Consider the following 13,068-nt stretch of genomic DNA (forward strand, 5'->3'; position numbering starts at 1 on the left):
AAAGAAGCTTACTAGAAGCTTCTTTTTTATTGCTATTTTTCACATGCGACTCCATCGCCATCACGATCAAGATGTGAGGCATAACCTGGTTGTCCTTTATATAGGGGAGCTTTCCCAGCAGCTCTAACTGCAGCACAATTTTTGTAGTATGCATTACTAGTATTTCCAGCAGCAGGTTGTGTTTGAGTTTGCTGTGCTTTTTTCTGTTCCTCTTGTTGTTTGCGAGCTTGTTCATCAGCTTGGCGTTTTTGCTCTTCTTGTTGTTTGCGAGCTTGTTCATCAGCTTGGCGTTTTTGTTCCTCTTGTTGTTTACGAGCCTGTTCATCAGCCTGACGTTTTTGCTCTTCTTGCTGTTTACGAGCTTGTTCATCAGCTTGGCGTTTTTGTTCCTCTTGTTGTTTACGAGTTTGTTCATCAGCAAGACGTTTTTGTTCTTCTTGTTGTTTACGAGTTTGTTCATCAGCAAGACGTTTTTGTTCTTTTTGTTGTTTACGAGCTTGTTCATCAGCCTGGCGTTTTTCATCCTCTTGCTTACGAGCTTGTTCCTCGGCTTGACGCTTCTCATCTTCTTGCTTTTGAGCTTTTTCGTCTGCTTCTTTTTTTTCTAGTTCTTTTTTGTCACTATCTTTTTGTTCTGTAGTGTTAGAAGCAACTTTTTTACTAGTTGCTGTCGTTTTTTCAGAAGTAGGATTTGAAATACTTGATAACGCACCAAAAATAACAAATAAAATAGCAGTGATAATAAATTGTTTTTTTGCTACACCTGTCTTTTTAATTACAGATAAGATTGCTAGTACAAGGAAGAAAATAAATAAAATGAAACTTAAAATAGTAAAAAATTCGATGACTGGATGTTCTGAATTTGTTGAGCCAGTTACCATCAATATAATCGAAATCATAAAAAGAATAACAGTAGGACGACCATACTGTGTTGCTTTTCCATTTTTCTTAAAAAATGAAATAATACATAAGATTAAAAGAATAAAAGCAATTAAAAATAAAGCTGCACCAATATTACTCAAAATCGCCATTTTTATACCTCCATTTGTAAGATTTTCATTATTGATTATATAGGAACTTACTGGATATTACACGATTTATATAAATTTAGAAAATTAGTACTTTTAATAGACTTTTAAACATTTATTTAATATATAAGGAAAAATAGATGTATTTCCTATTACATTCTCAAAGAAAATTCATAAAGTATAATATATCGATTGAAAGGAGGAGATTTGAATGGAATTTCAATTGTTAGTAACTTGTATATTACAAGAAGGTAATGCTTACTTTTTAGTAACGAAAGTAGACGATGTAATTACGTTGAAAGTACCGATTACAGCAGGAGTAGCAGGTTTATTCTTAGCTTTCGGTGTACCAAGATGTTCGTAATTTAACTCTCTACAGTAGAAAGAGGAGGACAAGCCTCTTTCTACTGTTACATAATCATTTTATGTAAACTAAAATGTTATTTTAGTAATAGCACATTTAAAATGGACATGCATATACTATAATGTTTTTTAAGTTATGAAAATTAAAGAGGTGCTATTATATATGAAAAGAAGGACATTTGATATTCCAGTTACATTGCGAAGAGAGTGGTTTTTAATAGAATTAGCCCATTTAACGAAGAAATATGGAATTGAAATTGCAACTAGCAAAATGGAAGCTGCACCGTTTTTAAGAGATCAAGTTACGGAATCAAAAATAGGGTCAGGGCTCCAATACGATAAATATGATGATGAGTATATCATTGAAAATTAAAGGATAAGAGCAAAACAAATTTCTTTATAACAAAATATAAAATAAAGCAGATTCTAAATATGGAATCTGCTTTATTATGAAATACTTCTAATCAACTATCCTCTTTCGAGTGTTTTTCCTACATATTTTACTTGCGTTATTCCAAAAGATTCACGAAGAATGCGAGCATAATCTTTTGATTCTATTGGTCGTTTGTTTTTAGTGCCTTTAAAGGTTTCTGTATAATTTTTATTTGTTAATGATACGTGACCATAATCAGTTAATTTACAAGTGATAGCCCCTTTATTAAAAGGAGATTCTTTATGTTCTACAATGACTTTCTGAATGTTATTCACCTTTTTCTCATCTATTGGATCTAAAGTGAAGGCATAGCCTATTTTCCATTCATCTGAAGGTTCAGATTGCAAGAAATTTGTAGATTCCCCGTTAGCTCCTTTTCTCATTTCTAAAATGTGTGTACCTTTTCGGGTAATTCGTTTGCGAATTCGATATTCACCCGTTTGAGAAGAGATGACTTCTCCGTTAAAAGGGACTGGATGTAAAGGTAGATGAGAGGCAAAACCGGCGTCTATAACATAATCTTTATTATTATGATGTAATATGATAATGACATGACCATCATCAGGTTTCCATTTATTTTCATAAAGGTCATAAACAGTACCAGCTACTTTATATACTTGAAATCCACAATCCATTAAAAAGTAATACAATAAGGAGTTTAATTCATAACAAAGACCGCCTCGTTTTTGAATAAGTAACTTTTCTATTAAGTTATTTTTTGAGATGTTTTTAATAGTACCAGCCATAATGTCGAGATTTTCATAGGGGAGAATCAATCCCATTTGTAAGAGAATTTCATCTAAATCATCAAATGTTATTTCTTTTGCAGGAATTTTTAATCGTTTAAAAAACTCCTTTTGTAAATCGGTCATCATAAAGCATTCTCCTTTCTTTTTACAGAATTTTCTTCTGCTCACCGATAGGTTAGTACTTCTAAAAGTTTAATTCAAGTCTGCGAAAATTATCATAATATATGTTTCTGAAAACCTTATTATCTATTTAGAAATTTCAGTTTAATCTTTCGTCGTAGGAAAGTCTTACAGCATAAGCTTCTATTCGTTTGTTTTGTATTAAATTAAATAAAAGTACATATCTTCATTCCTCTTTTTTTATAACTAGGTAGTAATAAAGTGTTATTTTTCTAAAGTTTTTTCAAGATTTGTATACTTTATATAGACAATGATGATTAAGAGATATTTGGATTTAGTACGGTTAACAATTATTGAGAAACTTTTTTATAGTGTTCTCTCAAAAGGAAGAGATAGAAACAAAGAGAATAACGTGTGTTAAGGAAGAAGGGGTACTAGTAATCTCTTGAGAATAGGAACAAGATTTTGTTTAAGTAAAAAGATTATCTAGTATTAAGAAAGAAGATAAAAAATTACAAAGAGCACCTTCTTTCAAAAAAAGTGGGGGGAGTAACATGCGATTGATGAGAAGATGTGTGGCCTTACTAATTGTATTTTTTATCATGGTTCCAATGATTAGCACAAATGTGCGAGCAGAAGTTGTAAAAGAGCTTAAAACAGGCTTTCCAGATCAAGAAGTCTTTACACCTGGAGATTGGTTTTTAGGGCAAAAACCTGCAAATTATGATGAGAATAAACCTCCAATTCTTTTTGTACAAGGAAGGAATGGGAATGCTGATAGTTGGTATGGAAAGACAGTATATCACGATATAAATGATATGTATGACTATGCTTTGAAAGCAGGCTATCAAACAGTATTTATACAATTATATGATGCTGCTGGGAAAGGATCAGCGAGTCAGTGGGACAACGGAAAATTGTTAGCACAAAAATTAGAAGAAATATATAATCATTTCGGTAAAAAAGTTAATATTGTAGCACATAGTAAAGGTGGTATCGATACACAAGCTGCATTAGTAGAATATGGGGCAAATCGATTTGTCGGAAATGTTATTACACTTGCGACGCCACATCATGGATCAAACTTAGCGGATTTATCATATAGTTGGTGGGCAGGATGGCTTGCTTCTATATTAGGTCAAAAAGATGATGGTACGTACTCATTACAAATGGGCGAAATGACAAAATTTCGTTCAACGATTGATAATAATCCAGCAGCTAAATTAAACCGTTATTATACAGTTACGGGAACTAGTTGGGGCCCTGTATTCTCGGCGTTATCCATGGGCGGATTATATTTGTCATCATACGGTTCAAATGATGGACTAGTAAATGAATGGAGTGCTAAGCTGCCGTATGGAACTCATTTATTTACAGATTCCAGATTTGATCATGATAATATACGAAAAGGATCAGCTGTTTTCTCGCGAATTGAACCATATTTACGTACATCAAATGTAGCCGTACCAGCTTTAGCAGCATCCAGCACTAGTTCAAATGAAAATATAGAACAATTAAATACAACTTCAAATCAAAACATTTTAGGAGGAGAATTGCCACAAAATCAGTGGATAGAGCAAACTGTTGCGGTTGATAAAAAGGCAGAAGGAATTGTTTCTATATTAACTGCTTCGTCGGATATAGAAGTACAAATGATATCACCAAAAGGAAAAGTGTATACAAATAAGGATAGTGTTATAACTACTGGTGAAGATGAATCTTTCTTTGGTGGCGCAACAATTAGAACATTTAAATTTGATAAAATGGATGTAGGAGAATGGAAAGTTAAAATGATGGCGAAGCAGTCGAAAGATGCATATTTAGTTGTAAGCGATTACAAGAGTGGCGCGCCATTTGTTCTTCAAATGCCTACAAAAGTTAAAGTAAATAAACCTGAGTATAAACTGAAAAAATCACCTGTAGCACCTGAAATGAAGGGGGATCTTTCCATAACAGTAAGAGTCGTGAATAAAGAAGGGAAACTAGTCTCTGAATATAATGAATTACAAAATGTTAATAACAATACGTTTACTGGTGCTTTGAAGGATATAAAGCAACCAGGAGTATATAACGTTACGATGGATATAAAAGGGATGAATAAAGAAGGACAACCTTATAGTCGTACAATTGTTAAGTCAGTTTATGTGGAGGAGTAAGAAAGAATGAGAAAAAAGTACCGAACTTTTGTAGTAGTAAAGTTCGGTACTTTTTCATGTTTATTAGATTAACAAAAAGGTACAATGAGAATTTTTGAAGGCACAAAGGTTAAGTATTTGGTAGAGAATTCTTGAAATGCAGCAGGGATGCTTTTCATATTGTAGTAACACCTGCAAAAATAAAACCATTATCTTCGGTTGCAATAATGTGATTGTTTAAGTGAATTTATGTCTTTTAAATATTTGTATATATAAGGTTTGGAGTCGTTGACCTTTATTTACGTAGCACAGCAGGAAGAAGACAAAAAGTATCGAATGAATGTACATATGTAGTATTGTTTGCTTTTGGTGTGAATAGTAGTTAAAGATACGTTGAAATATTTTATACGGTAACAAAAGAGTAATTAAATAATAGAGGGAGCAACTTACATGGAAAATATATTAAAGGTATCTTCAAAATCAAGCCCCAATTCAGTCGCAGGTGCAATAGCAGGTGTACTAAGAACAAGTGGAAATGTAGAAATTCAAGCGATTGGAGCGGGTTCATTAAACCAAGCAATTAAAGCAATTGCAATCGCAAGAGGATTTGTTGCTCCAGGTGGTATTGACTTAGCCTTTGTTCCAGCATTTCAAGAGGTTACTATTAATGATCAAGAAAGAACGGCGATTAAATTGATTATAGGTCCTAGGAAGAAACGTTCTTAAAAAGAGTATTGATAAGTGGGATTTGAAAAAACTGATAGATAAAGTAATAAAAAGACCACTCTCATTTTGAAGTGGTCTTTTGTATTTTCGTATTTCATATTGTGGATACACCCCACATACTGAATTCGTAGTGATATTCAGTGCGTTCAATAACGATCCCGAATTCTAAATCATCCCCAACTAATACAAAATCTGCATATCCAGTTAGAAATCTTGATATGGTTGATAACTCTTCTAAATTCTCAAATACTTCACCAATGTTCAGTTTAACTGCTTCAAATTTACCACCCTTAAAGAAAAAGAGTCTCCCTTGATCAACTGGAAATTTAATGGTTTTAGCTGTTTCTTTTAACAGTACTATTGATAGTCTTCTGTTTTCTTCATAATTAGTGCTACCAAAGTTTTTTATGTTTGAAGTTTGTGTTAGCGTATTAAATAAGTCTTTACAAAATAAATCATTAGATTCTGGCTCCATAAATGAGTCCATAGAAACTGTAACAATATTAGAAAGTTCGTCTATCAGTTCTTTTCTACTACCAGTTCTTTTTGCTTTCATTTTTAGAATTTCAATTCGGCTTTTATTCATATTACTCAAAATTTTTCACACCTTTACTTGCGTGGTGGGTGAATAAAACCACTTACTTCGACAAAGTAATTATAGCATATGGGAGTAATCTTGGTGGGAATTAGAAAAGAAAATCTTGTTGAAATGACAGCTAAAATCGATTTGGGTATAAATGGAATATATGTTGTTGAAAATGGCCAGGTTCAGCTAATAGAACCACCCAAAAGTGGATTTGGTGAACAATCATTTGTATATCAAAGTGGAAAAGTAATTCGGATGGAAAAGCGGAAGACGAGATTAATTTAATACTATTTTAGAAAAGAAGATTTGAGAAAAAATCGAGATTTAAAGGAGTCTTGGAGTGCTAATTTTATGAGTTTTTTATTTTCAAAAAAGTATGTTTTAATTTGCGAGGATGACAGGACTGTGAAAAGGTCTATACGAATTGATATGAGGTAGAGGGTTTAATCATTTATTTTGATTGTAAAGCAATTGAATTAATTGGGAGAGTATGAAACACAAGGCCCAGACAAAGTTTAACTATAATCTTTATCTGGGTTTTGTCTATGTATTTGATATTATAGAGGGTGAAAATGCTATTAGAGAAAAAAGTCAATTTGTAATGTTAATAACTTATACTACCAACTGTATAATCATTACTGTAATCTATACTTGCAGAAACCTTCTTCTGTTTGTCACCAGATATATAGCCAGATACCTCAAGCCTACTACGAGAGATATCTGTAGAAAATTCTACTTTTGTCACTGTAATATCCCAATTTTTCTCCTTTTTAAAATACTCGATAGCGGATTGTGATGCTTTTTCTTTCATTTCATTTTGTTCTTTTTCACTATAAGGGTGGGTAGCCTTATAAATTTGATATATAGTGTACGAACCTAAACCTAAAGTAACCAATAACGTTATTAAAAGGAGTTTTTTCATTTCTAACCACCTCTATTTTTCATTCGGTTTTGAAGCCTGGACATCCCTGTTTAGGTGGTTAACTGAAATCACATAGCTCTCTTTTTTATGGTGAGGAAAGTTCTCTTACTTCGTAATCATTGGTAGAAGATACTACAACTGAAAAAGTTTTATTTTTATCATTAGAAATATATCCGTTAACAAAAAGTTTTAATCCGCCCAATTCACTTGAAAATTCAGTATCTGTAATAGTAACATCAATATTTTTTTCTTTCTTAAAATATTCTATCGTAGCTTTGTTTGCTTTATTTTTAATTTCTTGCTTTTCTTGGGGAGTCATTGACATTAAAGGATTTGCTGTATGTATGAATTTTATAGCTGCGCAAGAAGCCATACTGACAAGAATTACGCTGACAATTATTGTGATTTTCAGTGATTTTTTGATTGTAATTCACTTCCCACTATAATTATACTTATATTACCAAATGAATGGGATTAAGGAAAGAGGGAGAAAGGTTGACTACTACTAATTGTTATTTTTTTCGGTTTTCAATTTTGTGTATTCATTTAACCAAATATCTATTAGATTTCTTAATGTAATAGTTTCTATTTCAAGAGGGATTTCGATTTCATCTTCATCATACTTATTAAATATAACAGTTTTATCTCTTCGAACATCTGCCCTAAAAATATTCGCACTTATTTTTTCATAATCACTTTTTTCATTTAAAACTTTATCTACAGTTTCTGCTATCCAATCACCGAATTCAGATACCTCTACATTTAAAAAAGCTTCTAAAATATCGAATTCCTTTGGTAGTCTAATAACTAAACTTCCTGTACTAAGTAACTCAAATTTGTAATCCATATTATTTTCTCCCTTAAAAATTAAATTATCGACCTTGTCTTGGAAATGCAGAAATAATTTTACCGTTACCATCTAAAAACAAACGAATAGGTAGGCCATTCTATCTTCATCTTTTCGTTAACAATTTATGTAATTGTAAATAAAGCCTATGTGTATGTGAAGTAATATGAACAAAAGACCGCCTATTACGGGCGGTCAATTTTTACTAATTATTTTTTAATGCTTGTTTTATCGTTTTAACTGTTTGTTCAAGCCATTCTAATGGTGTTACTTCTAACCCATCAAAATATATTCCATCTGCAGAATACCGTATGTATTCATTTTTTTCTGTATTACTATAATCGCTTTGAATAAATTCAGTTAGAAAAATAACAGCATCTTGCAAATACTCTTTTGATACCTCTTCTAGTAATTCTTGGAGCGCTTCTTCATAGGAAGTATCTTGGTGAAAAGTACCCGCTAGAAATTGAAATACCTCATCATCTTCGAGATTATCGAAATTGTCTTCTAATAACATAATCTTCCTCCTATTATCAAGATGGATATCCAGTTAAAATAAAACTTCCATTTATATCCTTCTTCAGTACAATTTTTGCATTTGACATATCTTCAACTGTTGTAGAACCTCTTATTACACCTCGTCCAATTATTTCAGTACCATGATAACGTAAAATTAATTTATTATCTCTTGGACTATTTAACCAACTTTGAATGCGTACTTGATTACGAGGGTTATTCAAGACGGTAGTCGCTATTTTTTCAGCTGATGCCCTATCAGTAAAAGTAGATGCACCTGTTATTCTAGGATCACTTTGCATTCTTTGCAATAGTTCTTCATCCGTTTTTCCTACATGTCGTTCAAGTAAATGTCCACCCCTAGCTTCATGTGCGGCTAGTCCACCTCCTGGAGTAAGCGAACTGATATCACCGGATTTCACAGTAGTGGTATTTTCTCCTGTAGCAAACTGATAGGTCGATAGCTTTTCCTCATCTGCTCTAAAATCAGGTGTATTAAATACAGAGCGTATATTATTTCCACCAGCGAAAGCAAACTCATTGTAATTACGAATGCAGCGTCTTGCAAGCTTTGATTAGCAGTTCGTGAAATCTCAGCTGATTTTGTGCCAGGGTTCAACATTGCAATTTTATCCACGCCTTTTGTTCCTACGAATAGTTGTCCAACAGCCAATATTGTATGACCAGTCGCGCTTCCATACCATTCTGCACTACTATACGAGTCACCATTGGTAACATCACGATTCCAAGAATCAGAAATTGCTTGTTTTATCGCATTGAACGTCTCGACTGGGTGAGAAACGGCTTCAATCTTGTTATTAAATGTGTCAATTGGATGGATAACTGCATCTGCAAGTCCTAATAATTCATCACCTATAGCGTCGCCCACTCCCTTTTTAAAGTGATAGGAAGGTATATTTTCCGTACGCAAGTTCAACAATGGGAACGGTAATAGCTATTTATCAAAATGATTATAATTCAAGATTTATCGTAGAAATTTATGTTAAAAGAATCGTTTTAAATTAGAATTCAAGCTAATACAGTTTAATTAAAAGGTTATTATTTGCTCACGAATAATATAAAAACATGTGAAAAAATATGAAATACCCTTTTGAAGTAGAATACAATATAATAAATAAAAAGCGTCACAAATGCTTGTATAACAGGCACTTGTGACGCTTTTATAGTTTTTCAGAACATAAAATAAACAACTCTAAAACTGCTCATTCTTCTCCCAAGATTCTACAATATAATGTGCAATCGTCGGGTTGAATCCTTTCCCAACTAAAAACATAATGGCAGCAACTTCTGTTAAAGCGTGTTTGTGTGATGTATGTTTCGCTTCATTTAAACCATAATCTACCCAAGGTTTTACGAAATCTAGTACAGGTTTCTTTAAAGGTAAAAACTGTGTACCGACAACTTGTTGAATCTGTTGTTGCGTTGGTTCTGTAATTGGTCCAGGTGGTAAGATTTGAGGCTGTGTAATATCCAGTGTTGGTCCAGGCGGTAAAATTTGTGGTTGTGTAATATCTAATGTTGGCGGTTTAGGTGGTGAGACACGTGCGTCGTAGCTTGGTTGATACATTTGTTGTTGTACTTGAGTTTGTTGTGACTGAGTTGGATATGGGTTTTGTTGAAATTGTTGTTCTTGAGTTTGTGGTGTTACATATGGATTTTGTGGATATTGAAGTTCCTGATTTTGCGGTGCTGCATATGGATTTTGAGGATATTCATAATTTGGACGTGTGTCGTATGAGTTTTGTAGAAATTGTTGTTCTTGAGTTTTCGGCGCTGTATATGGATTTTGTGGATATTGAAGTTCCTGATTTTGCGGTGTTGCGTATGGATTTTGTTCATATTGTTGCTCTTGTTCTTCATATTGTTCTGTGTATCTTTGGTCCTGTTGCTGAGGGTAAAAAGGTTGTTGTGGATAAGGCGGTTGATTATTATAGAACATATTTATTCCTCCTTCATGATGATGCCTACCACCTAGTGTATGGGCGGACAAGAAAATATGTGATGAAAAAATGCGGGCGTGTTACAATAAGTAACTGGGTGAAGATAAAATGACAAAACTAGAAAAGATAGAAAAAACAATTACTTTTGTAAAACATATTTTAGAAAAAGATGCGAGTGGGCATGATTGGTATCATATTGAGCGCGTACATAAACTGGCGATTTCTTTATCCGAGCAAGAAGGAGGAAATCGTTTTATAATTGAAATGGCAGCATTACTTCACGATGTGGCAGATGAGAAGTTAAATGAAAGTGAAGAAGCAGGAATGAAAAAAGTTTCTGATTGGTTAGAAGAGTTACATGTTGAAGAAGAGGAAAGTAAGCATGTTCTTCATATTATCGCCAATATGTCTTATAAAGGTGGTCATGGCGGTAAAGTGGAGTCAATTGAAGGGAAGATTGTTCAAGATGCAGATCGCTTAGACGCTCTTGGTGCAATTGGAATAGCTCGCACATTTGCGTATGGCGGGGCGAAAGGGAGACTAATGTATGATCCAACTATTCCGCCTCGTGAATTGATGACGAAAGAGGAATATAGAAAAAATAATGACCCATCTTTAAATCATTTTTATGAAAAACTTTTAAAACTAAAAGACTTAATGAATACGAATGCAGCAAAACAAGAGGCGGAAGTTCGTCATCGTTATATGGAACAGTTTATTGAACAATTTATGAAAGAGTGGAATGCACAAATATGAAAATGTTAACTGTGGAAAACTTATCAAAATCATATGGAGAAAAACCGTTATTTGATGGATTATCATTTAGTATTTCAGAAGGACAACGTGCCGGGATTATCGGTGTAAACGGTACTGGTAAATCAACGTTATTAAAAATTATTGCAGGTGCAGAAATTGCTGATACAGGTGATATGACTCATTCACGTGGGTATACAATTAGTTATTTATCACAGCAACCAGAGTTTGATGAACAATTAACAGTATTAGAACAAGTCTTCCATGGTGATACACCTTTAATTCGTCTTCTTCGTGATTATGAAAAGGCGCTATTACATATCGAAAAAGATCCAAGTAATGAAAAGGTACAGGAACAATTATTTGCAGTGCAACAACGTATGGACGCAATGAGTGCGTGGGAAGCAAATGCGAATGCAAAATCGTTATTAACGAAACTAGGAATTACGGATTTCACAGCAACTGTTGGAAATTTATCTGGTGGGCAGAAAAAACGTATTGCGATGGCGCAGTGTTTTATTGAAACACCGGATCTATTAATTTTAGATGAGCCTACGAACCATCTTGACCATGAGACAGTTGAGTGGTTAGAGGAATATTTAGCAAGGTACACAGGTGCGGTATTACTTGTAACCCATGATCGTTATTTCTTAGATCGTGTGACGAATCGTATTTTCGAATTAGATAATGGAAAATTGTATAGTTATGAAGGGAATTACAGTACGTTTTTAGAAGCGAAAGCACTTCGTGAAGAACAAGAACTTGCACAAGAATCAAAACGTCAAAACTTATATCGCCGTGAACTAGCGTGGATTCGCCGTGGTGCAAAAGCTCGTTCGACAAAGCAAAAGGCACGTATTCAACGATTTGAAGAGTTAAAAGGTCAAGAAGGTCCAGCTGCAAAACAGTCAGTTGATATTGCGCTTAGCGGTAGTCGCCTTGGAAAAAAAGTACTTGAGTTAAAAGATGTAACGAAAAAATTTGGCGATAAAACAGTATTAAACAACTTCAATCATATCGTGAAACCAGGCGATCGTATCGGAATTATTGGAGCGAATGGAAGCGGGAAATCTTCGCTATTAAATATGCTTGCAGGTAAAATATCTCCTGATAGTGGTGAAATTGAAGTTGGGCAAACAGTAAAAATCGCTTACTATACGCAAGAAAATGAAGAGATGAATTTAAATCAACGTATGATTGAATACATTAAAGAAATCGCGGAAGTCATTCATACGACAGACGGAAAAGTAATTGGTGCGTCTCAAATGTTAGAACGTTTCTTATTCCCACCACATTCACATGGTACACCGCTTGGCAAATTATCTGGTGGCGAGAGAAGACGTTTATACTTATTACGTATATTAATGGGAGAACCGAACGTACTATTACTCGATGAGCCTACGAATGATCTAGATACACAAACATTAACTGTATTAGAAGATTATTTAGAAGATTTCCCGGGTGTCGTTTTAACTGTATCGCATGATCGTTACTTCTTAGATAAAGTAGTAGATGAATTGTTCATCTTTACGGGAGAAGGAGAAGTACGTGAATTTTTAGGTAGTTATACGGATTACTTAGAAATAGAAAAAACGAGAGAACTTATTGAGAAAGCGGAAGTGCAGAAAGAGAAAAAAGTAGTAGAAGAAGCACCGAAACAACAACGTAAGCGTAAACTTTCATATAACGAGCAGCGCGAATGGGAAACTATTGAAGATACAATTGCGGAACTTGAAGAAAAGCTAGAATCAATTGGAGAAGAGCTTGCGAATGTTGGTTCTGATTTTACGAAAGCGCAAGAATTGTCTGAAGCACAACAAAAAACAGAAGAAGAGCTAGAAAAAACGATGGAAAGATGGAGTGAACTATCGGACATTGTTGAAGGATTAAAATAAAAACAAGCTGCATATATTGAAAAGTAAAGAGAAA

Annotated in this window: 15 protein-coding genes and 1 pseudogene; 7 read left to right on the forward strand and 9 right to left on the reverse strand. The window is 33.7% G+C overall.

What is annotated here, in order from left to right:
- Positions 1-32: 32 nt before the first annotated feature.
- Positions 33-1,031, reverse strand: coding sequence for an excalibur calcium-binding domain-containing protein (locus BGI23_RS10445; protein WP_070805886.1), 999 nt, complete (start codon positions 1,029-1,031; stop codon positions 33-35).
- Between the two features lie 208 nt (positions 1,032-1,239).
- Between BGI23_RS10445 and exsG the strand changes: the two genes are divergently transcribed.
- On the forward strand, positions 1,240-1,392 hold the full coding sequence (exsG, locus tag BGI23_RS10450; RefSeq protein ID WP_070805887.1) for an exosporium protein ExsG: 153 nt from the start codon (positions 1,240-1,242) through the stop codon (positions 1,390-1,392).
- Between the two features lie 162 nt (positions 1,393-1,554).
- Positions 1,555-1,764: a hypothetical protein gene (locus BGI23_RS10455; RefSeq protein WP_000830253.1), complete on the forward strand. Its 210-nt coding sequence runs from the start codon at positions 1,555-1,557 to the stop codon at positions 1,762-1,764.
- Positions 1,765-1,859: 95 nt separating this feature from the next.
- On the opposite strand, the gene BGI23_RS10460 is transcribed toward BGI23_RS10455, so the two are convergent.
- Positions 1,860-2,699 carry an arylamine N-acetyltransferase family protein gene (locus BGI23_RS10460; protein ID WP_000988060.1) on the reverse strand — a complete coding sequence of 280 codons (840 nt, stop codon included), beginning with the start codon at positions 2,697-2,699 and terminating at the stop codon, positions 1,860-1,862.
- 548 nt (positions 2,700-3,247) lie between these two features.
- On the opposite strand from BGI23_RS10460, the gene BGI23_RS10465 reads away from it, so the two are divergent.
- Positions 3,248-4,849 (forward strand): esterase/lipase family protein, encoded by a 1,602-nt coding sequence (locus BGI23_RS10465; protein ID WP_070805888.1) that lies wholly within the window; start codon positions 3,248-3,250, stop codon positions 4,847-4,849.
- 429 nt (positions 4,850-5,278) lie between these two features.
- A complete protein-coding gene (gene spoVS / locus BGI23_RS10470; protein ID WP_000427804.1) occupies positions 5,279-5,554 on the forward strand; it encodes a stage V sporulation protein SpoVS in 276 nt (91 codons plus the stop codon).
- A gap of 94 nt (positions 5,555-5,648) precedes the next feature.
- Here spoVS and BGI23_RS10475 read toward each other — a convergent pair whose 3' ends face one another.
- Positions 5,649-6,149, reverse strand: a complete 501-nt coding sequence (locus tag BGI23_RS10475) for a YxiF family protein (protein ID WP_070805889.1) — start codon at positions 6,147-6,149, stop codon at positions 5,649-5,651.
- 84 nt (positions 6,150-6,233) lie between these two features.
- Here BGI23_RS10475 and BGI23_RS10480 point away from each other — a divergent pair, with 84 nt between their 5' ends.
- Complete coding sequence (locus BGI23_RS10480; protein ID WP_000512861.1) at positions 6,234-6,425, forward strand: DUF3954 domain-containing protein; 192 nt, start codon at positions 6,234-6,236, stop codon at positions 6,423-6,425.
- 319 nt (positions 6,426-6,744) lie between these two features.
- Here the strand turns inward: BGI23_RS10480 and BGI23_RS10485 are convergent, their stop codons facing one another.
- The 6 genes and pseudogenes from BGI23_RS10485 to BGI23_RS10510 form a co-directional block, all read right to left on the reverse strand.
- The gene (locus tag BGI23_RS10485; RefSeq protein WP_000734956.1) at positions 6,745-7,062 is read right to left on the reverse strand and encodes a hypothetical protein; all 318 of its coding nucleotides are present in this window, start codon (positions 7,060-7,062) and stop codon (positions 6,745-6,747) included.
- A gap of 85 nt (positions 7,063-7,147) precedes the next feature.
- Positions 7,148-7,435 carry a hypothetical protein gene (locus tag BGI23_RS10490; RefSeq protein WP_014481644.1) on the reverse strand — a complete coding sequence of 96 codons (288 nt, stop codon included), beginning with the start codon at positions 7,433-7,435 and terminating at the stop codon, positions 7,148-7,150.
- Positions 7,436-7,567: 132 nt separating this feature from the next.
- Positions 7,568-7,909, reverse strand: a complete 342-nt coding sequence (locus BGI23_RS10495) for a hypothetical protein (RefSeq protein ID WP_000384716.1) — start codon at positions 7,907-7,909, stop codon at positions 7,568-7,570.
- A gap of 205 nt (positions 7,910-8,114) precedes the next feature.
- Positions 8,115-8,426, reverse strand: coding sequence for a contact-dependent growth inhibition system immunity protein (locus BGI23_RS10500; RefSeq protein ID WP_000923400.1), 312 nt, complete (start codon positions 8,424-8,426; stop codon positions 8,115-8,117).
- Positions 8,427-8,442: 16 nt separating this feature from the next.
- A pseudogene (locus BGI23_RS10505) lies at positions 8,443-9,332 on the reverse strand (RNase A-like domain-containing protein); the annotation flags it as partial.
- A gap of 306 nt (positions 9,333-9,638) precedes the next feature.
- Positions 9,639-10,385 (reverse strand): hypothetical protein, encoded by a 747-nt coding sequence (locus BGI23_RS10510; protein WP_044792576.1) that lies wholly within the window; start codon positions 10,383-10,385, stop codon positions 9,639-9,641.
- Positions 10,386-10,494: 109 nt separating this feature from the next.
- Here BGI23_RS10510 and BGI23_RS10515 point away from each other — a divergent pair, with 109 nt between their 5' ends.
- Together BGI23_RS10515 and BGI23_RS10520 are read left to right on the forward strand one after the other, a co-directional pair.
- Positions 10,495-11,142 carry an HD domain-containing protein gene (locus BGI23_RS10515; RefSeq protein ID WP_070805891.1) on the forward strand — a complete coding sequence of 216 codons (648 nt, stop codon included), beginning with the start codon at positions 10,495-10,497 and terminating at the stop codon, positions 11,140-11,142.
- Complete coding sequence (locus BGI23_RS10520; RefSeq protein ID WP_070805892.1) at positions 11,139-13,034, forward strand: ABC-F family ATP-binding cassette domain-containing protein; 1,896 nt, start codon at positions 11,139-11,141, stop codon at positions 13,032-13,034. Before BGI23_RS10515 ends, BGI23_RS10520 begins: the two co-directional genes overlap by 4 nt.
- Positions 13,035-13,068 lie beyond the last annotated feature (34 nt).

The sequence above is a fragment of the Bacillus sp. ABP14 genome (assembly GCF_001831375.1).
GTDB classification, from domain to species: Bacteria; Bacillota; Bacilli; order Bacillales; family Bacillaceae_G; genus Bacillus_A; species Bacillus_A paranthracis.

What these genes read in the sequence shown, in the direction of transcription:
- BGI23_RS10445 (WP_070805886.1), bottom strand. Translation starts at nt 1,031, where the DNA reads ATGGCGATTTTGAGTAATATTGGTGCAGCTTTATTTTTAATTGCTTTT.
- exsG (WP_070805887.1), top strand. Translation starts at nt 1,240, where the DNA reads ATGGAATTTCAATTGTTAGTAACTTGTATATTACAAGAAGGTAATGCT.
- BGI23_RS10455 (WP_000830253.1), top strand. Translation starts at nt 1,555, where the DNA reads ATGAAAAGAAGGACATTTGATATTCCAGTTACATTGCGAAGAGAGTGG.
- BGI23_RS10460 (WP_000988060.1), bottom strand. Translation starts at nt 2,699, where the DNA reads ATGATGACCGATTTACAAAAGGAGTTTTTTAAACGATTAAAAATTCCT.
- BGI23_RS10465 (WP_070805888.1), top strand. Translation starts at nt 3,248, where the DNA reads ATGCGATTGATGAGAAGATGTGTGGCCTTACTAATTGTATTTTTTATC.
- spoVS (WP_000427804.1), top strand. Translation starts at nt 5,279, where the DNA reads ATGGAAAATATATTAAAGGTATCTTCAAAATCAAGCCCCAATTCAGTC.
- BGI23_RS10485 (WP_000734956.1), bottom strand. Translation starts at nt 7,062, where the DNA reads ATGAAAAAACTCCTTTTAATAACGTTATTGGTTACTTTAGGTTTAGGT.
- BGI23_RS10490 (WP_014481644.1), bottom strand. Translation starts at nt 7,435, where the DNA reads ATGGCTTCTTGCGCAGCTATAAAATTCATACATACAGCAAATCCTTTA.
- BGI23_RS10495 (WP_000384716.1), bottom strand. Translation starts at nt 7,909, where the DNA reads ATGGATTACAAATTTGAGTTACTTAGTACAGGAAGTTTAGTTATTAGA.
- BGI23_RS10500 (WP_000923400.1), bottom strand. Translation starts at nt 8,426, where the DNA reads ATGTTATTAGAAGACAATTTCGATAATCTCGAAGATGATGAGGTATTT.
- BGI23_RS10510 (WP_044792576.1), bottom strand. Translation starts at nt 10,385, where the DNA reads ATGTTCTATAATAATCAACCGCCTTATCCACAACAACCTTTTTACCCT.
- BGI23_RS10515 (WP_070805891.1), top strand. Translation starts at nt 10,495, where the DNA reads ATGACAAAACTAGAAAAGATAGAAAAAACAATTACTTTTGTAAAACAT.
- BGI23_RS10520 (WP_070805892.1), top strand. Translation starts at nt 11,139, where the DNA reads ATGAAAATGTTAACTGTGGAAAACTTATCAAAATCATATGGAGAAAAA.